Genomic DNA, 20,873 nt, shown 5'->3' with positions numbered 1-20,873 from the left:
GCCCGCCTATCCAGAGACCGCCGATCCATGGCTGAGCGCTCCTCTTCCACCCGCGCGAAGCCGCCCATGAGGCCGATGCCGAGGCCGAGGGCGCTCGGGGTGGGACGGGCCCGATGGTCCCTTGAGCTGCATGGCTCGCTGGGAAAGTCGCTGACCGTCGGCGGTGCGCCGCTGGCCGTCGGCAGGGAAGACGGCCTGCGGCGACGGTCCTCGTCGACGACGTCCAATGTGTTGGACCGGGCCCGGGCCGCGTCGCCTGGACCGGCCGACACGACGATGTTCGCCGTGTCAGACGGGTGCACGCGTGCCTCTCGGCACTCGGGACGGAGCCGAAGACGCTTCCCTATTCGTTCCGCGTCTTTGGTGAGGACCTCCGCGAGGCGGGTCCAGCTCGCGTTCGCCCATGACGTGACCTCTCACGGCCCGCCCGCGTGCTGTTCTTCCGCGTCGGTCACTACAGGTCGGTCAGCTGCCGCTGATCATGGCGAGGACGTCGTCGTAGGAGCCGTTGGCCTCCGCGTCGCGGATGAACCTGGCGCGCTCGACGACAAGCTCCTTCGCGCCGGGCTTCTCGCGCAGCAGGTCGAGGGTCTCGGTGAGGAAGTCGTCCAACGGCATGGATTGGTCGTTGTTTTGCTGGCCCAGCAGGGTCGTGCGCACGCCCGGCGGCACCATCTCGATCACCTGGACGCCGGCACCGGCACCGGCGAGCTGGATGCGCAGGCTCTCGGAGAAGGAGTGCAGCGCGGCCTTGGTCGCAGAGTAGGTCGGGGTGCTGGGGAACGGTACGAACGCCAGCGCGGAGGTGACGTTCATGACGGTCGCGTCGTCCTTGCCCGCGAGCAGGGGCAGGAAGGCGTACGTCATCCGGATCGTGCCGAGCAGGTTGACCGTGACCTGATCCTCGGCGACCTGGAGACCGGCCGGGTCGAGGAGGTTCTCCCGCAGCATGATGCCGGCGTTGTTGACCAGGACGTTCAGCCCCGGGTGGGTCGCCGCCACGGTCTCACGGGCCCGGGCAATCGACTCGGGGTCGGCGACATCGAGGACGAGCGCGTCGATGCCCGGGTACTCGGCCGTGATCTCGTCGAGGAGTTCCTTGCGCCGGCCGGCGACGACCACCTTGTTGCCGGCCTCGTGCAGGCGCAGGGCCAGGCCGAGGCCGATGCCCGAGGTTCCGCCGGTGATCAGGATCGTGTTGCCGGTCATCTTCATGGGGGTCTCGCTCCTTCGTTGCGGCGGGCCGGTGAGCGCCCGCAGCCTCGACCGTAGGAGCGCCCGCGCAGGGGCGGGAGAGGAAGGTTTATCCATGGATCGGCGGTCCCTGGCGAGCCGTAGAAGACGCCACAGCCGGTCAGCGCCTCCAGACCAGGCGCAGCGAGCCGCCGGTAGCAGACCTCGGTGGCCAGGATCACGGTCTGAGCGGGTAACAGTGGATTCGTCGTTGAACCGCGCCGACGCCGCCGCCCTCGGGCCATTGCGTGTACGAGGGCAGCCTCGGGTGACTCAGCGGTGGGCGGCGCGGTTCATCTCGACGACGTCGTCGACGGTGGGATGGGCACCGAGGGCGGCGAAGCGTTCCGGGAGGCTGTCGCGGACGCGCGCGTCCTTGGCGCGGTCGGCCGCGGCCAGGGCCGCCGGCAGCTCGTCGAGGGTCAACTCGGTGCAGTACGCGGGGCTGTTGGGCTGCTGACGCCAGGAGTCGGCAAGCGTGCCGGCGTCGTAGGGGTCGAAGCCGGTGTCGTCCACGAGGCGCATGGCCACGCGCCGCGCCTCTTCGGAGTCGCCGGCGACGGGGATGGCGAGGCGGCCGGGCGTTCCGGCCGGGACGCCCTTGGTCCGCTGGGTTTCGGCCAGCGCGGCGTTCCACGCCTTGACCACGGGGCGGCCGAGTAGCTCGGCGGTGTACACGCTCTCCACCTGGCCGTTGTCCACCGCCTCGATCGGCTCGCTGAGCATGCCGGGGTAGTAGTTCGAGGTGTCGATGACCACCGTCTCGTCGGGCACCGACGCGAACAGGTCCGCCAGCTGGCCCGCCACCCCGAACGGGATCGACAGAACGATGACGTCCCGGCCCTGGACGGCGTCGGAGAGGTCCGACGCGCGGGCCCCGGACTCGAGCACCTCGGCCGGGACGGCCACGGGGCGGCGGGCGTCGGCCACCTGGACGTCGTGACCCGCCGTGCTGAGCTTGGCAGCGAGGCTCCCGCCGATGGCACCGACACCTATGACGGTAATTTTCATGATTTGTTCCTCAGGAGGTTGTGCTGCCCCCGAGGGCAGCGCGACGTGTTGGCTGTGTGGTGGTGCCTCTTGGCGTTGCGAGGACGGGGTGCCTGGCGTTTTACGCCTGGGTGTCCCGCTGGCGGTAGCCGCTCGCGATGAGCGTGCGGAGCCGGTCGAGCGACTCCTCCTCGGTGCCGGTGCCCTTGATCCAGGCAACGGAACAGGCGGCGAGGAACAGGTCGTGCCCCCGCACCGACGCGCGCACGTGCCCCGCGAGCTGCGCCGCTCGCACGTACTGATCGGTGGCGGAGATGAGGATGTCGCAGGGGATCGTGAGCGGGTTGTCCGGCTCCTGCGCCCGGGCCGCGGCCATGAGCGGGTCCGGCAACCCGCTGAAGGCGCTGAAGTACTCCTCCATCGCCCGCAGCCACTGCTCCAGCGCCTCGCCGGCGTCGCCGAGTTGCTCGATGTCCGCCTGACGGGCCACCAGCTCCTCGGAGCGCGTCTGCAACACGGCCGCGAGCAGCGCCTCCCGGGTGGGGAAGTGTCGGTACAAGGTCCCGGGCCCGACGCCTGCCTCCTTGGCCACCGCCTCGAGCGAGGTGCCGACCCCGTGCTGCAGGAAGTGACGTTGCGCGGTCTCAATGAGGGCAGCGCGGTTGCGCTGGACGTCCGCGCGGGGCTTGCGTCCCCGCTGCTCACCGACGCTCATGTGCCCTCCTGTCCGCCGTGATCCTGCGGCCGCATCAAAACGGATGCTGCCTCCGTACGCATACGACAGTAAAGCGGAGGCGGCATCCGGTCAAACCGGCGGGACCGGCCACGGACAACGCAGGGGGCCGACATACCTGGCCGCAAAGCGCAGGGCAAGAGCCGTACAGAGGGGCCTGCGGCGTCATCCGGTTCAGCCTCTACCAGTCCATCACGCGATGAGCGGCATCGCCCGTCTCCACAACCTCGCACCTGGCCGATAGGCGGGCGAGCAGTGGACGACGACCTACCCTGCCCAGATTTTCGGCCCCTGCTTAACGACGACGAGTCCGTGAGTCCGGTCGGATGGCCAGAGATCTATCTGATAGAGAAAGTGGTCACCGGGACCTCCGACCCGCCCGTCGGTCCCGTCCTGCTCGACAGGGGGGACCGGCGTGGCCGGGGCGTCAGTCGAAGAGGATGCACCGCAGTGTCCGAGTGAGGTGTTCGGTGAGTTTGGCGGGTGGCATCGAGGCGAGGGGTTCCGTTCGGGCGATGTAGCGGCTGAAGGCCACGCCGATCAGGTGTGACCCCACGAGCGCCACGCGGGTGTCCAGGTCGTCGCCTGGTGTTGCCGCTGCGTTGGGGGAGAGTACGGACCGGTAGACGGTGGCGCTGTGCTCCTGCATCGCGACCAGGAGGTGAGCGGCCGCGCGCTCGTCGGACGCGGCGCTGCGCACAAGGGCCACGAGCGGGTCGTTGGCGGCGTCGGTCTCCATCCGTTGCACGAAGGCGTGGGAGATCCGGTCGGGCAGTGTCGCCGGATCCCCGGCGGCTACCCGCTCCAGGTCGCGGTTGCCGGGTACAGCGGCGAGGAAGAGCCGTTCCTTGGACGCGAACTGACGTGTGATCAGGCCGTGGGTGACGTCGGCCCGGCGGGCGATCTCGCGCAGGGTGGTACGAGCGTAACCGCGCTCGGCGAAGGTGTGGCGGGCCGCCTCCAGGATGGCCGCCCGGTGTCCCTCGGGGTCCCGTCGGCGGCTGCGCTGCGGCTTCTCGGGCGCTTCCTGGTCGTTCATGGCGGGCTCCTTCATGTGATCACTGTAATGCGGGTTGGCGGGGTCATCGGGGCCTCGAGCGGGCCACTGATACTCTTAATATCCAAGTGGATATTAACGATCGATCCCATGAGGATGGAGTCTGTTGTGAGCACGAATCCGCCGGAGTCGGCCGCGATCGTCGAGACCCGGTTACTGCACAAGATGCACCGGGCCGCGACGTCCCTGTTGGCCGACGCCACACAGCGCGACACGGCCCCGTCGACCGCGCTGGCCGAGCTGCGTGACTTTCTGGTGGCCGCGCTGCGCCATCACCACGAGAGTGAGGACCACGTGCTCTGGCCCCGGTTGACCGCCGCCGACCCGGCAGCCGGTGCGGGGCTGATCGAACTCGGAGCGGAGCACGCGGCGTTGGACGCGGCGCTGGACGCGCTGGCCGCCGCTCCCATACGGGACGACGAGGACCGGGCGGAGCTGGCCTCGGCTGCGGTGACCGTGCGCGACCTGGTGCACCGGCACCTCGAACACGAGGAGCCGGTGCTGTTTCCCGCGCTGGCGGCGCACATGTCCGACCAGGCCTGGTCGGAGTTCTCCCGCGCGGTGATCGCCTCGGCCCCGCCCGTGGGCGCCCACCTCAACATCGGCTTCTTCGAGCAGGTGGGCACCCCGGCCGAACTCGCGGTGGTCACGGCGAACCTGCCGCAGACCGCTCTTCCACTGGTCCCGGCCATGCGCGAGCAGGCCCTGGCCACCCTCAGCAGCCTTCGGGCAATCGACCACGTAAGGACGGTCAAGGCGTGACCAGCACACTCATAGTCGGTGGCAGCGGCGGCCTGGGCAGTGTGATCGCCCAGCACTTCGCCGACCGGGGCGACGATGTCGTCATCACCAGCAGGGACAAGGCACGGGCCGAGACCGTCGCCGACCGTATCGGCGGCAACACTCGGGGGCTGGCCCTCGACCTCGCCCGGCCCGAGACGATCGGCGCCTCGTTGGCCGACGTGACCGAGGTCGACAACGTCGTTGTCACCGCCGTAGGACAGGCCGCGAACACATTGGCGCAGTTCGACATCACGAACGCCGTAGCGGCCGTGACCATGAAACTCGTCGGCTACGCCGAGACCGTGCGGGTGCTGCGCGACCGGCTCAAGCCGGGCGCCTCCGTCGTACTCTTCGGCGGGCTCGCGAAAGAGCGCCCCTACCCCGGCTCGACCGTCGTGACCACCTTCAACGCCGGGATCACCGGCCTGGTGAAGACGCTCGCGGTGGAGTTGGCCCCGCACCGCGTCAACGCCCTGCACCCAGGCCTCATCGGCGACAGCCCCAAATGGCGCGATGTCCCCGACCCGCCGTACTCGGACCGGACACCGATCGGACGGCTGGTGACGATGGCTGAGATCGCCGATGCCACCGACTTCCTGCTCCGCAACACCGGCGTCAACGCCCACGACCTGTACATCGACGGCGGCCTGCTGGCCACCTGACACACACCCGCCGGTGACCGCCCCCGTACTGATCGCCGAGCGGGCTCCGGTTCCACCGCCTTCGTGAGCCCGTGCCGCTCGGGCGTGCTGCTGTCCCGGCCGCCGAGTGCGTGGAGCGCGGCGCGAACGGCACCGTACCCGGACTGGAGCAGCCGGGCGTAAGTGGAGGTTTCGCGAAGGTGGCTCAGCCGGCGCGTCGGCTGAGCCACCTGCTGTGAGGAAGCAACCGTGCCTGGCCTACTGCTCCCGCTCGGCCGGCAACCGGAGCACCTCCAGCCTCGCCTTCCTGCTGTTCATCCGTCACCCCGAACGCGCCCGGCATCGTGAACCAGCCGTACGCGACGAGGTCCTCCAGCTGTCGGAGGCGGAACTGCCCGGCGTGAAGGGCTGCGCATCGCGTCCGTGGACGCCGCGCACAACCGTGTCGTCGTGGCGACCGAGACGGCTGCCCCGGCGCTGGTGACGGCCCTGGGCGAGCGGTACGGCACCGACACCGTGGCCGTCCAGGTCTCGCCCGGGGTCGACGCGCTGGAATCCCAGGCGACCGGCTACAACGACATTCAGGCCGCAGGGCCGTTGAGGGTCCGTGCCTGTGCACGGACCGACCGGGCGGACGGCCGACTTCGAGGAGCCGACCTTGAGGCGAGGGCGGTGGACTGGGCGGAAGCATCACTTGCGCCCGGCGTGGCCGACTCACCCTCCCGGGCACGGGCCTGCGCGCCAGGTGGCAGGACTGCGGCCGCCACGACCTGCGCGGCAACAGCGATGTTCTGCGGATGCTGCTCGGCCGTGAACCCAGTCCTTCGAGCGAGTAGCCGCCGCTTTCGCCGCGGGCTGAGCGGCGCCGCAGTGGGGCGAGCCCCATGGCAGCCGGCGCGCAATGCGCGGGGAACGCGGGGAGGAGTCGGCGTGCGCCGGGCCAGTCTCCGGACGCACAAGCGTGGCCTGTCGGTCGACGTCCTCAGGCGTTGCGCACCGTCTTGCTCACCTGGTTGAGCAGCGTCCGCAGCTGCGCGCTCTCCGCCGGTCCCAGCCCCTCGGTGATGTGGCGCTCGATGTCGGCGATCACCTGGTCGGCCACGCGGAGCGCTTCCCGTCCGGCGTCGGTGAGGTGCAGTTCCTGCACGTGCCGGTGGCGCGGGTGCTCGCGCCTCTCCAACTGGCCGCGGCCCTCCAGGCGTGCCACGAGGGAGGCGACGGCCTGGGGGGTGACGTTGAGGCGGCGGGCCAACTCGGCGCCGGCCAGGCCTGGTTCGCTGTGCACCGACATCAGCAGGGTGTAGTGCGCGGCGGCCATGCCCAGCGGGCGTAGCCGCTGTTCCTTGAGTGTCTGCACCGCCAGTTCCGCGCGGCGCAATGCCCAGGTCACCCGGTCGAGCGCGCCGAGCCCCACAGGCTCCTCGTCATCACGTATCACCTGCCAAGCGTACGACATTTCACAACCATCAAGTGTTTGACACTAGGCTAACGCTTGAGGCATGCTCGGCGTATGACTCGCACCATCGCTCTCATCACCGGAGCTTCCTCCGGCATCGGCGCCGAATACGCCCGTCTGCTGGCGGATGACCACGACCTCGTCCTGGTGGCGCGCCGCGCGGACCGGCTCGGCGACTTCGCACAGGAGCTCCGCGCCCGGGGTGCAGCCGTGGAGGTGCTGCCCGCTGATCTCGGCACCCACGAGGGCATCACCGCTGTCACCGGTCGCCTCGCCGCGGGGGACGTGCGCCTGCTGGTCAGCAACGCGGGCGCCGGCGGCTACGCCCCGCTCGTCGACGTCGACCCCGCCGACATCGACCGCCTGCTCACCCTCAACGTCGTGGCCCCCGTTCAGCTGGTCCGCGCCGCGCTTCCCGGAATGCTCGCCGCCGGAGAAGGCGCGATCATCACCGTGGCCTCGCTGCTGGCCTTCAGCGGGGGCCTCAACGATCCACGCGCACCCCGACGCACTCTCTACGCGGCGGCGAAGGCCGCCACCGTCGCCTTCACCCGGACCCTCGCAGGTGAGCTCGCCGACACGCCCATCCGTACGCAAGTGCTGCTGCCCGGCGTCGTGGCCACGGAGTGGAACGAAGGCGTCGGCCGCGACATCCCCTGGGCGATGACCCCGCAGGACGTCGCCTCGGCCAGCCTTGCCGGACTGCGCCTGGGGGAGACCGTGTGCACCCCTGGTCTGGAGGACCAGGCCCCAGCCCTTGACGCCCTACTGGCCGCGGAGTCCGCTCTGCTCACCGGCGGCAACCAGCCCACCCCCGCGGCTCGCTACCGCAACCCGCAGGCGTAGAACCGGGCGCCTCCTCGGCGCTCCCCCGACCCGGCCGCGGTCGCCCTCCGACGGCTGCGCCACATCCGCCCGCCGAGAGCGCTTCCGGATATGCGGCCACCCGTGCCCAACTGCCAAACGTCCGGCATGGCACACGTTCTCAAAGATCTCGTCCGTGCGGTCCTTCACGTCGGCCCGCGCCGACTGCAGTCCAGCGGCCATTCGTGCCGAAGACCACGTCCGCCAACCTGCCCGCACCCACGGGTGCGCCTCACGCGGGCGGACGCAAGAAAGAAACAGGGGACGACCCATGACCGACAACATCCCGACGACCACACGTGACGGCGTCATCGGATACGACGCGACCGAGGTCGTCACCATCGACCAGGCCACCGGAGCCGAGTTCGCCCGATACCCCGTGGCCGGCAAGGAAGAGGCTGCCGCGGCCGTCGCCGCCGCGCGCTCGGTCACCGGGGCCTGGTGGGATCTCGGCTTCGAGGGCCGCGTGGAGCGACTGCGCGCGTGGCGGCGGCAGATAGCTTCGAGCGGCGAGGAGGGCGCCGCACTCATTCACGCCGAGAACGGCAAGCCCCTCGACGACGCCCGCGTGGAGGTGCTCGGGACTCTCGAGCACCTGCAGTACGCCGCCGACAACGCCGCCCGCGTCCTGGAGCGCCGGGAGGTTCCGGCCAGCCCCACCACGCCCAACCAGCGTGCGTGGGTGGAGTACCAGCCGTACGGCGTGGTCGGCGTCATCGGCCCGTGGAACTTCCCCCTGCTCACTCCCGCGGCCATCCTCGTCGACGCGCTCGCGGCCGGGAACGCCGTGGTCCTCAAGCCCAGCCAGATCACGCCAGGCGTCGCTGAATGGCTCGTCCGAACCTGGCAGCGTGCCGTCCCGGAGCTGCCGGCCGTCCTGCAGAACCTGAACGGATACGGGGCCACAGGTCAGGCGCTCATCGAGGCCGGCCTCGACAAGCTCGCGTTCACGGGCAGCGTCGCCACGGGCAGGACGGTGGCCGCCCAATGCGCTCAGACCCTGACCCCCGTCCTGCTGGAACTCGGCGGCAAGGACGGCGTCATCGTCGCCGAGGACGCCGACCTGGACGAAGCCGCCGCTCACATCGTGTGGGGCGCCATGCAGAACACCGGGCACGGTTGCATCAGTCTCGAAGTGGCCTACGTAGTCGAGTCGGTGCACGACGAGTTCGTCCGGAAGATCAGCGAGCTTGCCGGGCAGGTACGCGTCGGCAGCGACGAGGATGCGGAGATCGGGCCGGTTCCGCTGCCGAGCCAGACCTCGATCATCCGCGAACACATCCAGGACGCTCTGGAGCGCGGCGCGACAGCCACCGTAGGCGGCCTCGACGCGGTGGGTGACCGCTATGTCGCGCCCACCATCCTCGTCGGAGTGGCCCCCGACGCCCTCGCGGCGACGGAGGAGACGTTCGGGCCGACGCTGGCGGTCATCAAGGTCGCCGACGCCGATGAGGCCGTCGCTCACATCAACGCAGGCCGGTACGGACTGGGCAGCGCCGTCTTCAGCCGCGACCGCGGCGAAGCCATCGCCCGTCGCCTCCGCGTGGGAATGACCAGCATCAACGATGCACTGGTGTTCTCCATGAACCCCGCGGTGCCTTTCGGCGGTCGCGGCGACAGCGGTTACGGGCGCAAGCAGGGGGAGGAGGGGCTGCGGGAGTTCGCCTACGCGCACTCCTTCACCGCCAAGACCGGCCCCGCCCGGTTCTCCGCCTCGACCTTCGGCAGGCCACAGGGAGCCATGGAGGGAGCCCTCGCCGGCGCCCGTAACAGGATCCTGGCAGAGGACGGCGAGAAGTCGGACTGATTCAACTCACCGGCGCCGACGGATGTTCCGGGCCGAGCCCGGCCCGCCCTACGTGCCCTCACGAGGCAGGCCATCGGCCCGCCGGCACCCGGGTTCGAGACGCTGCACCGTCTTGGACAGCTGCCGCTGAACGTCCGCGAGTAGACGTGCGCCTGCGGCGCGAAGCATGACCGCGACGTGAACGCGGCGCGCAACATCCTGGCCGCCGGGTCGGCGGCGTCTGCTGTGGAGACGGTGTAAGCCCTCAACGGGAGTCCTCCCGGACGGGGCGGTCGTCGGTGAAGCAGGAATCCCAGCGGGCGACCGCTGGTCTTCTTCTCATCGCCCAGCCGTGCGTGACGGCGGGTCAGCTGCGCCCCTTGGAGCGCGGAGCGAGCGGGCCCAGTGCGCCGCGGATGCCGGGCGCCGGGGCCGCGTGGGTGCTCGCGCTCCGCGAGGGGCCGGGTGCACTGCCGCGACCACGGGGGAGCCGACGCACACGGAAAGCAGCGCAGGTGGGCGCGTAGTACCGCGGTACCACGCGGACGGCGTAGATCAGCCTCCCGGTACCACCGGACCGGGTGATTGGGCACCTAGCGTTGCCGGTGCGGCGTCGAAGTGACGGACGCCCGAGCCCGACAGAAAGAACGCGAATGATCGACGCACGGCAGCTGACCAAGAAATACGGCGAGAAGACGGCCGTCGACGGACTGGACTTCGTCGTGAAGCCGGGCACGGTGACCGGCTTCCTGGGGCCCAACGGCGCGGGCAAGTCCACGACCATGCGCATGATCGTCGGGCTCGACGCCCCGACGAGCGGTTCCGTCACCGTGAACGGCCACCACTACGCCCGCCACCAGGCGCCGCTCCAGGAGGTCGGCGCCCTCTTGGAGGCGAAGTCGATCCACCCGGGCCGCTCGGCCTACAACCACCTCAGGGCCCTCGCGCTGACGCATGGCATTCCGGGCCGCCGGGTCGACGAGGTCATCGAGCTGGCCGGGCTGGGCAGCGTGGCGAAGAAGCGGGCCGGCGCCTTCTCCCTCGGGATGGGTCAGCGGCTGGGCATCGCGGCGGCGCTGCTGGGCGATCCACAGACGGTGATGCTGGACGAGCCGGTCAACGGGCTGGACCCGGAGGGTGTGCTCTGGATCCGCAACCTGCTCATGGGGCTGGCCGACGAGGGCCGGACGGTGTTCGTGTCCTCCCACCTGATGAGCGAGATGGCCCTGGTGGCGGACCACCTGATCATCGTGGGGCGCGGGCGGCTGCTCGCCGACACCACGGTGGCGGACCTGATCCGCGAGGCGGGCGGTGACACGGTGAAGGTGGCGACGCAGGACCCGGCGCGGCTGCGGGACGTGCTGGCCGGGCCGGGCGTCGACGTCACGGGTCAGATCGGCTCCGAGGAGCTGCAGGTGACCGGGCTGTCGGCCCGCGAGATCGGGTTGAGGGCGGCCGAGCACGGGATCGCCCTGTTCGAGCTGAGCGCGCGGACCGTGTCACTCGAGGAGGCATTCATGGACCTGACCAGGGATGCCGTGGAGTACCACGGGGCCACGACCGGCATCGAGATCCTCGGGAGGTCCGCGTGAGCACCCTCACCGCAACCGCCGAGGAACCCGGGACCACCCGCGCCCGGCCGGCCTACCGGGTGACCGGGCGGCGCGTGCTGGCCTCCGAATGGGCCAAGTTGTGGTCCCTGCGCTCGACCTGGATCACCTTGGGCCTGGGCCTGCTGTTTTTGGTGGCCTTCGGCCTCATCGCCGCGAGCCGCTACAAGTCGGGGATCGACTCCGGCAACCTCGACTCGGACTTCGCCGATTCGACGACCGTGAGCCTGTCCCTGTTCGGTACGAACTTCGCCCAGCTTGCCCTGGGCGTGCTCGGAGTGCTGGTCACGGCGGGGGAGTACTCGACCGGCATGATCCGCTCGACGCTCGCGGCGGTGCCCCGCCGACTGCCCGTGCTGTGGTCCAAGGCGGCCGTGTTCGGGCTGGTCGCGCTGGCGGTGGGGACGCTGGGTGCGTTCGGCACCTTCCTGATCGGGAGCGGCATCGTCTCGGGCACGCCCGCGGCCATGAGCTTCTCGCACGCGGGTGTCCTGCGGAGTCTGCTGGGCGCGGGGCTCTACCTCGGCCTGGTCGGGGTGATCGGCGCCGCCCTGGGCGCTCTGCTGCGGTCGGTGGCCGGCGGGATCTCGGTCCTGGTGGCTGCCCTGATGCTGATCCCCGGACTGATCTCACTGCTGCCGAGCTCCTGGCAGGACGACATCAGCCCGTACCTGCCGTCCAACGCGGGCCAGGCGATGTTCTCCCTGACCCACGACTCCACGACCCTGTCGCCGGGCGCCGGACTGCTGGTGTTCCTGTGCTGGACGGCGCTGGCGCTGGGCGGCGCGGCGTACCGGCTCGCGCGCAGCGACGTCTGACGCCCGCACCATGGACAGGTGACGTCCGTGACCACCGATGACCTCAGCGGGATGGGACCGCTGGTCGCCCGATTGTCCCGGGGCGGCCAGCGGCTGCGGCAGGCCGACCGGACACATCCCTGGGTACTGGACACCGCGGTCGTCGTCCTGGTCTTCCTGATGTTCTGCCTGCCCGACCTGATCCACGGCGGTGTGGACGACGGCGACAGTCCGCCCCGTTTCCGGGTCGCCTTCACCCATCTGCCCGTCGCGGGGGTGCTGGCCCTGCAGGCCGGACTGGTACTGCCTCTGCTGTGGCGGCGGCGCACGCCCGCGGTGGCGTTCGGCGTCATCGCCGCGGTGTTCGTTTTGCAGTGGTCCCTGGGTGCCGCGATGCGTGCGGACATCGCCCTCTTCATCGCGCTGTACAGCCTGGCCCTGCACGGGCGGCTGCGGCAGCTGCCGTGGGCCTGTGCGGTCATGGCGGCCGCCATGGTGCTGGTCGCGGTGCGCGCGTCCTCGGCCGTGTCCGTCTGGGACGCGCTGTTCTTCCTGCTGAGCACGGCGACCGCGGCCCTCGCGCTCGGCCTGATGGTCCGGATCCGCCGGGCCCAGCTCGCCGGGCTGCGCGAGAGGGCCGCCCGGCTGGAGATCGAGCGCGACCAGCGCAGCAGGCTGGCCACGGCCACCGAGCGCACCCGTGTCGCCCGCGAGATGCACGACATCGTCGGCCACAACCTGTCCGTCATCATCACGCTCGCCGATGCCGGCGCCTACGCCACGGACATCGCTCCCGAACGGGGCAAGGAGGCCCTGCAGCTCATCGGCGACACCGGCCGGCAGGCCCTCGGCGAGCTGCGGCGCGTGCTCGGCGTGCTGCGCGAGGCGGCGGACGGTCCCTCGGACGGGCCAGAGCTCAGCCCGCAGCCCGGTATCGCGGACATGGAGGCGTTGTGCGCCAAGGTGCGCGCCGCCGGACTGGAGGTCTTCTACCGGACCTCGGGCGACGTGGACGCCCTGGACAGCGGAGTGCAGCTGGCGGCGTATCGCATCGTCCAGGAGGCCCTCACCAACACCCTGAAGCACGCCGCGCCCGGCGCCCGGGTTCACCTGGCGATCCTCGTCGAGGACAGTCGGCTGACCATCCGGGTCCAGGACACCGGCCCGGCCGTATCGTCCGGACCGCCGAACGAGGAAGGACATGGCCTGGTGGGCATGCGAGAAAGAGCGGCCTTGTACGGCGGCACCGTCAACGCGGGGCCGGCAGTCGGCGGAGGATGGAGCGTCGAGGCCGTCCTCGACCTCACGCCGGGAAGCGGCGGTGACCAATGACCACCGTGCTCATCGTGGACGACCAGCCGCTGCAACGCTACGGCTTCCACCTGCTCCTGGACTCCGTCCCCGAGACCGACGTCGTCGGCGAGGCCGCCCACGGGGCCGAAGCGGTCCGCAAGACGGCAGAACTGCGACCGGACGTCGTCCTGATGGACGTCCGCATGCCCGGCATGGACGGCATCGAGGCCACCCGCCGCATCGTCGCCGCCGGCGGCCGCTCACACGTCCTCGTGCTGACCACCTTCGACCTCGACGAGTACGTCCACGCCGCCCTGCGGGCCGGCGCGAGCGGGTTCCTCCTCAAGGACGCGCGTCCTGAGGAGCTCCTTGCCGGGATCCGCGCGGTCGCCGTCGGCGACGCCGTCATCGCGCCCGCTCTCACCCGCCGCCTCCTTGAGGAGTTCGCCCAGTACGTCCCCTCCCACAGAACCGACCCCGCCGAGGACCCGAGGCTCACCTCGCTGACCGACCGTGAACGCGAGATCCTCGTGGCTGTCGGCAAAGGCTGGACCAACGGGGAGATCGCCACGCGGTTCGTGCTGTCCGAGTCCACCGTCAAGACGCATGTCGGTCGTGTCCTGGCCAAGATCGGCGCCCGTGACCGCATCCAGGCCGTGATCTTCGCCTACGATCACGGCCTCGCCCGTCCCACGGTGGACTGAACCGACCGGAACCGAGCCCCGATCGCAAGGTGCCTGTTGGTGATGGCTGCCGGCGACCGAAGATGTACTCGACCATCGGCCGCGGTCGACCGAGTGCGGACTGTTCCCAGCACACCGGTGAGGTGGGGTGCAGGAAGACCACGGCCCGGCGGCGGTCGAGTTCCGCGAAGACCGGGTCGAGGCGCTGGTCGCCGAGGTAGACACCGTGCGTGTGCGTCAGCAGGGCCACGCCGTCGGCGTCGAGTTCGTCGAAGGCGAATCCGATCTCCTCCAACGAGCCGTCCACGTCCGGCAGGGGCAGCGACACGAAGTTGCCGAAGCGGCCGGGGTGGTCTCGGGTCAGTGCGGTGGTGTACTCGTTGACCTGCCGGGCGAGGAGACGGGCCGCCTTGTCGTCACCGAAGTGCACGCCGGGTAGACGACATGGACAGCATCGCGGTCTCGATGCCGTTGCGGTCCATCAGGTCCAGGTGGGCTGCCACGGACCATGGTGGCCAGCCGGCCATGCCGTCGGGGTGGGCGTGGCCCGCCGCTGTCGCCTGCTGGACGTAGAAGTCGGGAAGGAGGTGGGCGTGGACGTCGATGAGTGGGGAGGACATGACAGGCGGATCCCTTCTCGTGGGTCTTGTGCCGGGGACGAGTGACGGGTTCTGCTCACTCCGCCTGCTCATGTGCGGCCAGCCGCACCTCTTCGTAGTCCAGGGCGGCCTGGAGCCGACGCAGCACCGTGTCGTCGATGTCGCGTTCGTCGCGGAGGCGGACGATGGTCGCCCGCTTGTGGGCGATGAGGGCCAGGCCGAGATCCGTGTAGTGGCGGTTGCGGAGCAGGGCGGGATCGTCGTCGGAACCCGCGCCTTTCGCCCGCGCCGCCGCCAGGTGAGCCTCGTACTCCTGGCGCAGCCATTCCATGACCCGTGGGTCGGCGCCCTGTTCGGCGGCGAGCCGAGGCAGTGCCTCGATGGCTTCCTCGGTTGCCGTGGTCTCGGCGAGGATCTGCTCCTCGTCGACGGACGTGTCGCGCGGCAGCCGGGCCCAGCGCACCACGCGCGGCAGCAGCAGCCCTTGCACCACGAGCGTCACCACGATGACACCGGAGGTCACGAAGACGATGAAGGCGCGGTCCGGGAAGGGCTCACCCGAGTCCAGGGCCTTCGGTACGGAGAGTGCCACGGCGAGCGACACGGCACCCCGGAAGCCCGCGAACCCGCTGACGACGCGGGCCCGGTGGCTGATCCTCCGCAGCCGCTGCTGCGGACGACGGTCGATCAGGCGGATCAGGTAGGCGGAGGAGAACAGGAACGCGAACCGGACCAGGACCAGCACCACGCTGACCACTCCGATGGCGATCAGGGCGTCTTGCAGGTCGGCCCGGCTCAAGTGGCGCAGAGCGTATTGCAGCTCCACTCCCACCAGGACGAACAGCGTGCCGTTGATGATGAACGTGGCCAGCGGCCAGAAGGCCAGCGCCTGCCGGCGATGCTCGGCCCGGATGAGACTGGGAGCCACCTGGGCCATGATCAGCCCACTCACGACGACCGCGAGGACACCCGAGGCGTGGATCAGCTCGGCGAGCAGATACGCCGTGAACGGGGCCAGGATCATGACGAGATTGCCGAGCAGGGGATCGTCCAGGCGGCGTCGCAGGTTCATGTTGATCCAGGCGACCAGCACGCCGATCGCGGCCCCGCCGCCGTAGGCCAGGAGGAACAGTCCGCCGACGTGCGGCAGGGTGAGGTGTTCCTCGCCGACGGTCAGACCGACCGCCAGGCCGAAGATGACCAGAGCGGTGCCGTCGTTGACGAGGCTCTCGGCACGCAGCACGGTGACCTGACGACGCGGCAGGGCACCGGCCAGGGCGCCGACCGCGGTGGCGTCAGTGGGAGCCACAGCCGCGCCCAGCACCCACGCCGGTCCCCACGGCAGTCCCAGAGCGTGGCCGGCGACCGCCACCGCCCCGGCGGTGAGGATCACGAGGACCGTGCTGAGCAGGACGATGCCGCGCAGGTTCGAGCGGATCTCCCGCATCGACGTGGTCAGGCTCTCCCAGTACAGCAGCACGGGAAGGAAGAGCAAAAGCACTACTTCCGGCGGCAGTTGGGTTTGGCGGACAGCCGGGACGATCCCGAGGAGAGCGCCCACGACGAGCAGCATGACGGGCGGCGCGAGGCCGAAACGCTGCCCCAGGACGTTGCCCACCAGCACGGCCACGCCGAGGGCGACGACGAGTTCTAGACCGAGCATGGCGCTTGCTCCTGTGACGGGCGGGCTGTCGGTGGGAGCTCAGCGGTCTTCACGGGGAACGTCCCGCTCATTGGGGGACCAGCCGCAGTGTCGTCGAGCGGGCGGCGACCATGGGGTCGACGTACGCGCCGCCGAAGCGGCCGTACTTGGTGCGGTACGCGGTGTCGATGCGGTCGTTGCTTTCGGCGTCCGCCACCTCTTCGAAGGTGACGTCCTTGTCGACGCCGCCGGAGCGGATGTGTCCTTCGCGGCTCGTGCGGGCCGAGCGCCACCAGGCACCGTCGGTGCCTCGGAAGGAGCGGACGTACACGTCGTCACCGTCGCGGACCACCCAGATCGGCACCGGTCCCCGCAGGGTGCCGTCACGGCGGAGCGGCGCGATCTCCAACTCGTCGGCCCCCGCTATCCGGTTGAGCTCGTCGCTGGTCCATGTCGTCATCGGTGCTGCTCCAGTCTCCTTGATTCGGTGAGAGCGGGAAGAAGGTGTGGGGCCGGAACCCCTGGGGTCACGGGGGAGTGGTGGTGAGCGGCTCACCGAGGTAGGTACGCGTGATGCCGAGCGAGTCCTCGAAGACGCGATAGTCGGTGATCAGTCCGCCGGTGACGGTGAAGCGCAGGATCATCTCGCTTTCGAGTACCTGTCCCGAGGGATGGAACCGGGAGACGTAACGGCCCTGTGCCAGCACGCGCCCGTCGGCCTCCACCATGTTCCGCAACTCGAATGCGAGCGGCTCGACGGCGCCGAAGAACGCGGTGAGGGACTGACGGATCTGCTCCGGCCCGGTGCGGCACCCGGCCCAGGGAGTCAGTGCAGGGTCGCCCGGGATCGTCCAGGTCGCGTCGGGAGCGAAGTGGGGAAGGATGAGCTCCAGGTCGCGCGTACCGAGGGCGTCGAAGTACGCCTCGATGGTGAGGATCGCCTCGCTGGTCATGGCGGTCGGTCCGTTCTGGTTGGCTGGGATGTGCGGGCTCGACTGCCGCTCGTCGACGCCGGCGGTGGTGGACGCGGATGCGGAGTGGTGACGACAGCCGCGGTGGGCCTCGCCGTCCAGGTGTGGCTCGGGCCCGCGCTCGCGCTGAGCGCGGCCGTCGCCGCGGTGCTGCTCCCCGCGTCCACCACCGCCGGGCCTCACGTCAGGGACGCAGCAGCGCCTTGATGGCGCGGCGCTCGTCCATGGCCTTGTAACCTTCGGCGACGTCGTCCAGGGGCAGGGTGAGGTCGAAGACCTTGCCCGGGTTGATGCGGCCGCTGACGACGCGCTCGATGAGATCGGGAAGGTAGGCCCGCACGGGGGCGGGACCACCACGCAGCCCGACGTGGGAGAAGAAGAGCTCTTGGCCGTCGATCCGCACGTCGTGCGGCATGCCGACGAAGCCGACGTTGCCGCCGGGGCGGGTGGACAGCAAGGCCTGGTGCATCGACTCCTGGGTGCCGACGCACTCGAGGACGGAGTCGGCGCCGATGCCGTTCGTCAGTTCCTTGACGCGGGCGACGCCTTCCTCACCCCGCTCGGTGACGATGTCGGTGGCGCCGAACTCCAGGGCCAGCTTCTGCCGGGAGGCGTGCCGGCTCATGGCGATGATGCGCTCGGCGCCCAGCTCCTTCGCGGCGATGACGCCGGACAGTCCCACCGCGCCGTCGCCGACGACCACCGCGGTCGCACCCGGCTCGACCTCGGCCGCCCTGGCGGCGTACCAGCCGGTGCCCATGACGTCGGACAGGCTCAGCAGACTCGGGATCAGCTCCGCGGCCGGCTGCTCCGGAAGGGCGACCAGGGTGCCGTCGGCGAGGGGGATACGGACGTACTCGGCCTGGCAGCCGTTGGGGAAGTCACGGTGCAGGCAGTTGGTCTGGTAACCGGCCCGGCAGTTCGGGCAGGTGTTGTCGGAGGCGATGAAGGAGCCGATGACGAACTGGCCGGGCCTGACCGTCGAGACGTCACTGCCGACCTCCTCGACGATGCCGACGTACTCGTGGCCGATCGGCTGCGGCCCGGTGACCGGGTTGATGCCCCGGTAGCTCCACAGGTCGGAGCCGCACACACAGGTGGCGACGGTGCGGATGACCGCGTCCGTGGGCGCCACGATCTTCGGCTCGGGGGCGTTCTCCACCCGGATGTCACCAGGCGCGTGAATGAAGGTTGCTCGCATGACGCTGTCTCAGCTCTCGTCGGGTCTGTCGTGGGGTCAGGGACGGTGCGGGTGCTGACGCGCGGGCCGTGGTACTCGGTGTCCGAGACGTGTTCGAGCCAGGTGGCGTCGTCCGTCCCCACAGGGCGAGATGGACCATGAACCGGTCGGGCGCGGCACCGTGCCAGTGCTCCTCGCCCGGGGGCGTGTGGATGATGTCGCCGGGGTGAGCCTCGATGATGTCGCCGCCGCGGGACTCGATCAGGGCGATGCCCTCGACGATGTCAAGGGTCTGGCCCAGGGCGTGCGAGTGCCAGGCGGTGCGGGCGCCGGGAGTGAACCGGACGATATTGGCCGCATCCGCGACGAATCCTCGCCACGGTAGATCACGTCGGCGTAGGCGTCGCCGGTGAACCACTCGGCAGGCAGCTTCATGGTCGGGGGCTGCTTCAGCAGTTCCATGGTTGTCTTTCCCTCGGGGCCGTGCTGCCGCCGGACGTTGCGGCGACGACATGTGGGGGGCGGGGGCCGCGCTGGGGGGTGCGGGCGGTTCAGGAGAGGCGGCCTCAGTCGGATTGGCCGGGCTGGTCGGACTGGCCGGGCTGGTCGGACTGGTCCACGATCTCCTTGAGCTGGTTCATCGCGGTCATGGCGTTGGGCCAGCCGGCGTAGAAGGCCAGATGGGTGATGGCCTCGATCAGCTCGTCCTTGGTCACGCCGTTCTCCAGCGCCTTGCCGAGGTGGAAGCCGAGCTGGTCGGTGCGGTACAGGGAGGCGAGAGCGATGACGGTGACCAGGCTGCGGTCACGCGGGGACAGACCCGGCCGCTCCCAGATGTCCCCGAACAGGACCGTGTCGGTCACCTCCGCCAGCTTGGGGGCGAATTCCTGGATCGCGGGCGGCGCGAACTTCTTCCGTTCGGGCATGGGGGGTGCTCCTTGCGTGTGTTCGGGATTTCAGGCCGCCGGGTACTCGGCCGCCGGCTGTTTCACCCTGGGAAAGACCTAGAAACCACGGAATATCGGCGGCATTCGAAAGACGCTCCCCACCCCAGGAGGCAGAGGCCCCGCCACTTCGGTGAATGCTCTCCGTAGGCGGGTCCTCGTCGCCGACCACGTCATCGACCCTGCCAGCGTCGCGCGAACCCGCAATGGGGAGAATTCCACCCTGGGAAGGACTTATCCAGGGAAGGATCCTTCCCCCCCTCGCGAGGACCGGGCGCTGCGAGACTGGACAGCATGACCAGCGACGCGCACCTGAACGAGCTGGGAGAATTCCTCAAGGCGCGAAGGGCGGAGTTGAGTCCGCGCACGGTCGGCCTCCCCGCAGCCGCACAGTCGACCTTCCGGCCGGCGCACGCTGGACCGACAGCGCCCAGCGTCATGTCCACCGGCGACGTCACCGGGCCGTCCGCGCACAACAACGCGTCCACGAGCTCGAACAACTCGTCCCCACGCATGGTCAGGCAGTCGAATAGGTCCTCCCGGAAGCGTGACGCTTGCGCGAACGCTTCCCCGGGACTGGCGTCAGGCAGCAGACTCACCTTCACGGCCTTCGTCTCGATCGGTGCACCTTGGTCGGAGCACATGATCAGACGAAGGCCGCTCCAGCGTCCGGCGAACGCCCAGGTGAGCGGACTCGTTCGAGGCTCAATTCGACCTCAGACCATGAAGAACAAGCTCACCCGGCGAGCAGGGCGTGCAGCCACTGGTCTTCGCGTTGCTCGATGTATTCGGCGTCGTTTCGCCAGGCGTCACCGTGGCCTTCAGCCCACAGCCTTGCCCAGGGTTGGACACCTTGGGCTGCCTGGTCTCGCAGGAAGTCGTGCATGGAACGCGTACGGCGCCCCAGCAGAGGGACCAACCGACGACGTTCGGACTCATCGAGACCGTACGCGTCGGCGAAGACTCGCAGTCGTTCCGCCGCGTCCGGGCGCTGCCAGTCTGGATGTGCGGACAGCGGGATGAACCCGTGGATGGCGTATGCGACATCCCACAAGACGGAGCCGGGACCTGCTCCGTCCCAGTCGATGAGGGCCCACCGAGTCTCGTCTGCGACCACGAGGTTCCAGGGGGCCAGGTCATTATGGGCGATGATGTCGCTGCCCTCGGGAGGGATCAGCGTCTGCCAGTGCGCGTCGGACGGGGGCGTGAAGTCCTGCACGGCATCGTGGAAGTCTCGGATGAGGCGTGCAACGCGAGCCAGTTGTCGAGCAGGTTCCATCAGCGAGAACCGGTCGGGCCAGACCACATGTCCCGGCATGAAGGTCAGGACCTCACGTCCTTGATCGTCAATACCGAGTGGGCGAGGAGCCGCGCTGAATCCCACCTCGTTCAGGTGGGCAAGCAGGGCATGCACGGAGGGAGTCCACGCTCCTGCCGGACGGCGAACGGTGTCGCCGACGCGAACGACACCATCACTGACGTTGCCGCCAGGCAACGGCTGTTCATCATCGTGCTCCATCGAACCAGTGTGCCGGACCAGCTCGCCGTGATCACCCCATTAACAGGGGAACGTCAGAGTGCGGACAGAGGTTAAAGAACAAGCTCAGTGCC

At 69.8% G+C, this 20,873-nt stretch carries 24 protein-coding genes and 3 pseudogenes; 12 read left to right on the top strand and 15 right to left on the bottom strand.

Going from position 1 to position 20,873, the window contains the following annotated elements; translation table 11 throughout:
* Positions 1 to 465: 465 nt before the first annotated feature.
* The 4 genes from OG985_RS04600 to OG985_RS04585 form a co-directional block, all read right to left on the bottom strand.
* A complete protein-coding gene (locus OG985_RS04600) occupies positions 466 to 1,215 on the bottom strand; it encodes an SDR family oxidoreductase (RefSeq protein ID WP_371666912.1) in 750 nt (249 codons plus the stop codon).
* 291 nt (positions 1,216 to 1,506) lie between these two features.
* Positions 1,507 to 2,244 carry an NADPH-dependent F420 reductase gene (locus tag OG985_RS04595; RefSeq protein WP_371666911.1) on the bottom strand — a complete coding sequence of 246 codons (738 nt, stop codon included), beginning with the start codon at positions 2,242 to 2,244 and terminating at the stop codon, positions 1,507 to 1,509.
* Positions 2,245 to 2,344: 100 nt separating this feature from the next.
* Positions 2,345 to 2,938: a TetR/AcrR family transcriptional regulator gene (locus tag OG985_RS04590; protein ID WP_371666910.1), complete on the bottom strand. Its 594-nt coding sequence runs from the start codon at positions 2,936 to 2,938 to the stop codon at positions 2,345 to 2,347.
* 445 nt (positions 2,939 to 3,383) lie between these two features.
* Complete coding sequence (locus OG985_RS04585) at positions 3,384 to 3,995, bottom strand: TetR family transcriptional regulator (RefSeq protein WP_371666909.1); 612 nt, start codon at positions 3,993 to 3,995, stop codon at positions 3,384 to 3,386.
* A gap of 126 nt (positions 3,996 to 4,121) precedes the next feature.
* Here OG985_RS04585 and OG985_RS04580 point away from each other — a divergent pair, with 126 nt between their 5' ends.
* The 3 genes from OG985_RS04580 to OG985_RS04570 all read left to right on the top strand — a co-directional run bounded on the left by OG985_RS04580 (position 4,122) and on the right by OG985_RS04570 (position 5,921).
* A complete protein-coding gene (locus OG985_RS04580) occupies positions 4,122 to 4,775 on the top strand; it encodes a hemerythrin domain-containing protein (RefSeq protein ID WP_371666908.1) in 654 nt (217 codons plus the stop codon).
* Entirely contained in the window at positions 4,772 to 5,458 is a 687-nt protein-coding gene (locus OG985_RS04575; RefSeq protein WP_371666907.1) for an SDR family oxidoreductase, read from the top strand. The genes OG985_RS04580 and OG985_RS04575 overlap by 4 nt, the downstream gene beginning before the upstream one ends.
* A 214-nt stretch (positions 5,459 to 5,672) precedes the next feature.
* The gene (locus OG985_RS04570) at positions 5,673 to 5,921 is read left to right on the top strand and encodes a hypothetical protein (RefSeq protein ID WP_371666906.1); all 249 of its coding nucleotides are present in this window, start codon (positions 5,673 to 5,675) and stop codon (positions 5,919 to 5,921) included.
* A gap of 498 nt (positions 5,922 to 6,419) precedes the next feature.
* Here the strand turns inward: OG985_RS04570 and OG985_RS04565 are convergent, their stop codons facing one another.
* Complete coding sequence (locus tag OG985_RS04565) at positions 6,420 to 6,875, bottom strand: MarR family winged helix-turn-helix transcriptional regulator (RefSeq protein ID WP_371666905.1); 456 nt, start codon at positions 6,873 to 6,875, stop codon at positions 6,420 to 6,422.
* A 72-nt stretch (positions 6,876 to 6,947) separates the two neighbouring features.
* Between OG985_RS04565 and OG985_RS04560 the strand changes: the two genes are divergently transcribed.
* The 7 genes and pseudogenes from OG985_RS04560 to OG985_RS04530 all read left to right on the top strand — a co-directional run bounded on the left by OG985_RS04560 (position 6,948) and on the right by OG985_RS04530 (position 13,947).
* Positions 6,948 to 7,739, top strand: a complete 792-nt coding sequence (locus OG985_RS04560) for an SDR family NAD(P)-dependent oxidoreductase (RefSeq protein WP_371666904.1) — start codon at positions 6,948 to 6,950, stop codon at positions 7,737 to 7,739.
* Positions 7,740 to 8,028: 289 nt separating this feature from the next.
* The gene (locus tag OG985_RS04555; protein WP_371666903.1) at positions 8,029 to 9,564 is read left to right on the top strand and encodes an aldehyde dehydrogenase family protein; all 1,536 of its coding nucleotides are present in this window, start codon (positions 8,029 to 8,031) and stop codon (positions 9,562 to 9,564) included.
* 117 nt (positions 9,565 to 9,681) lie between these two features.
* Positions 9,682 to 9,878, top strand: a pseudogene (locus OG985_RS04550) (zinc ribbon domain-containing protein); the annotation flags it as partial.
* A 318-nt stretch (positions 9,879 to 10,196) separates the two neighbouring features.
* On the top strand, positions 10,197 to 11,135 hold the full coding sequence (locus tag OG985_RS04545; RefSeq protein WP_371666902.1) for an ATP-binding cassette domain-containing protein: 939 nt from the start codon (positions 10,197 to 10,199) through the stop codon (positions 11,133 to 11,135).
* Positions 11,132 to 11,971 carry an ABC transporter permease gene (locus OG985_RS04540; protein ID WP_371666901.1) on the top strand — a complete coding sequence of 280 codons (840 nt, stop codon included), beginning with the start codon at positions 11,132 to 11,134 and terminating at the stop codon, positions 11,969 to 11,971. Before OG985_RS04545 ends, OG985_RS04540 begins: the two co-directional genes overlap by 4 nt.
* Positions 11,972 to 11,998: 27 nt before the next feature.
* A complete protein-coding gene (locus OG985_RS04535) occupies positions 11,999 to 13,282 on the top strand; it encodes a sensor histidine kinase (protein ID WP_371666900.1) in 1,284 nt (427 codons plus the stop codon).
* Positions 13,279 to 13,947: a response regulator gene (locus tag OG985_RS04530; protein ID WP_371666899.1), complete on the top strand. Its 669-nt coding sequence runs from the start codon at positions 13,279 to 13,281 to the stop codon at positions 13,945 to 13,947. Before OG985_RS04535 ends, OG985_RS04530 begins: the two co-directional genes overlap by 4 nt.
* On the opposite strand, the gene OG985_RS04525 is transcribed toward OG985_RS04530, so the two are convergent.
* The 5 genes from OG985_RS04525 to OG985_RS04505 all read right to left on the bottom strand — a co-directional run bounded on the left by OG985_RS04525 (position 13,841) and on the right by OG985_RS04505 (position 17,120).
* Positions 13,841 to 14,356: an amidohydrolase family protein gene (locus tag OG985_RS04525; protein ID WP_371666898.1), complete on the bottom strand. Its 516-nt coding sequence runs from the start codon at positions 14,354 to 14,356 to the stop codon at positions 13,841 to 13,843. The two genes, OG985_RS04530 and OG985_RS04525, sit on opposite strands and share 107 nt — an antisense overlap.
* The gene (locus OG985_RS04520; protein ID WP_371666897.1) at positions 14,343 to 14,546 is read right to left on the bottom strand and encodes a hypothetical protein; all 204 of its coding nucleotides are present in this window, start codon (positions 14,544 to 14,546) and stop codon (positions 14,343 to 14,345) included. Before OG985_RS04520 ends, OG985_RS04525 begins: the two co-directional genes overlap by 14 nt.
* Positions 14,547 to 14,601: 55 nt before the next feature.
* Positions 14,602 to 16,188 (bottom strand): Na+/H+ antiporter, encoded by a 1,587-nt coding sequence (locus tag OG985_RS04515; protein ID WP_371666896.1) that lies wholly within the window; start codon positions 16,186 to 16,188, stop codon positions 14,602 to 14,604.
* Between the two features lie 67 nt (positions 16,189 to 16,255).
* On the bottom strand, positions 16,256 to 16,627 hold the full coding sequence (locus tag OG985_RS04510) for a DUF2255 family protein (RefSeq protein WP_371666895.1): 372 nt from the start codon (positions 16,625 to 16,627) through the stop codon (positions 16,256 to 16,258).
* A gap of 67 nt (positions 16,628 to 16,694) precedes the next feature.
* Positions 16,695 to 17,120, bottom strand: coding sequence for a nuclear transport factor 2 family protein (locus OG985_RS04505; protein WP_371666894.1), 426 nt, complete (start codon positions 17,118 to 17,120; stop codon positions 16,695 to 16,697).
* An 84-nt stretch (positions 17,121 to 17,204) separates the two neighbouring features.
* Between OG985_RS04505 and OG985_RS04500 the strand changes: the two genes are divergently transcribed.
* Positions 17,205 to 17,345 (top strand): hypothetical protein, encoded by a 141-nt coding sequence (locus tag OG985_RS04500; RefSeq protein WP_371666893.1) that lies wholly within the window; start codon positions 17,205 to 17,207, stop codon positions 17,343 to 17,345.
* Here the strand turns inward: OG985_RS04500 and OG985_RS04495 are convergent.
* The 3 genes from OG985_RS04495 to OG985_RS04485 are packed head-to-tail and all read right to left on the bottom strand — an operon-like array spanning position 17,323 to position 19,244.
* A complete protein-coding gene (locus OG985_RS04495) occupies positions 17,323 to 18,339 on the bottom strand; it encodes a zinc-dependent alcohol dehydrogenase family protein (RefSeq protein WP_371666892.1) in 1,017 nt (338 codons plus the stop codon). The genes OG985_RS04500 and OG985_RS04495 overlap by 23 nt on opposite strands.
* Entirely contained in the window at positions 18,308 to 18,832 is a 525-nt protein-coding gene (locus tag OG985_RS04490) for a cupin domain-containing protein (protein WP_371666891.1), read from the bottom strand. The genes OG985_RS04495 and OG985_RS04490 overlap by 32 nt, the downstream gene beginning before the upstream one ends.
* Before the next feature lie 52 nt (positions 18,833 to 18,884).
* The gene (locus tag OG985_RS04485) at positions 18,885 to 19,244 is read right to left on the bottom strand and encodes a carboxymuconolactone decarboxylase family protein (RefSeq protein WP_371666890.1); all 360 of its coding nucleotides are present in this window, start codon (positions 19,242 to 19,244) and stop codon (positions 18,885 to 18,887) included.
* A gap of 312 nt (positions 19,245 to 19,556) precedes the next feature.
* On the opposite strand from OG985_RS04485, the pseudogene OG985_RS04480 reads away from it, so the two are divergent.
* Positions 19,557 to 19,643: pseudogene (locus OG985_RS04480) on the top strand (transcriptional regulator); the annotation flags it as partial.
* Between the two features lie 43 nt (positions 19,644 to 19,686).
* Here OG985_RS04480 and OG985_RS04475 read toward each other — a convergent pair.
* Together OG985_RS04475 and OG985_RS04470 are read right to left on the bottom strand one after the other, a co-directional pair.
* Positions 19,687 to 19,861: pseudogene (locus tag OG985_RS04475) on the bottom strand (transposase); the annotation flags it as partial.
* Positions 19,862 to 19,998: 137 nt separating this feature from the next.
* Positions 19,999 to 20,781, bottom strand: a complete 783-nt coding sequence (locus OG985_RS04470; RefSeq protein ID WP_371666889.1) for a phosphotransferase enzyme family protein — start codon at positions 20,779 to 20,781, stop codon at positions 19,999 to 20,001.
* Positions 20,782 to 20,873: the final 92 nt, after the last annotated feature.

The organism is Streptomyces sp. NBC_00289 (assembly GCF_041435115.1).
In the GTDB taxonomy this organism is placed as follows: Bacteria; Actinomycetota; Actinomycetes; order Streptomycetales; family Streptomycetaceae; genus Streptomyces.
Note: the sequence above shows the minus strand (reverse complement) of the source record. Positions and strands in the feature narration are given on the sequence as shown.